General features: G+C 51.8%; 1 protein-coding gene. It reads left to right on the top strand.

Annotation, left to right across the window (positions count from 1 at the left end; translation table 11 throughout):
- On the top strand, nt 1–311 hold a 311-nt coding region (locus ACTHSQ_RS11170; RefSeq protein WP_440375956.1), incomplete at both ends, for a DDE-type integrase/transposase/recombinase.

The raw sequence follows: 311 nt of genomic DNA, 5'->3' as shown, positions 1-311 counted from the left end.
AAAAGGCAGGCCAAACGCTACAATAAATCCTACCCCGGAGAGCTGGTACATCTCGATACCAAACGGCTGCCGCTGCTCAAAGGGCAGAAAGCCACCGATAAGCGGAATTACCTGTTTGTCGCCATCGACGATTTCTCAAGGGAGCTATACGCCGCCATTTTGCCGGACAAAACCGCAGACAGTGCCGCCAAGTTTCTGACTGGACACCTGATTGATCCCTGCCCATACCTGATTGAGTGCGTTTACTCCGACAACGGTACGGAATATAAAGGCTCGGCCAACCATGCTTTCGGTGTAGCCTGTTATGAGAA

This window comes from Neisseria sp. P0009.S008, from assembly GCF_051958615.1.
Taxonomy (GTDB): Bacteria; Pseudomonadota; Gammaproteobacteria; order Burkholderiales; family Neisseriaceae; genus Neisseria; species Neisseria subflava.
Note: the sequence above shows the minus strand (reverse complement) of the source record. Positions and strands in the feature narration are given on the sequence as shown.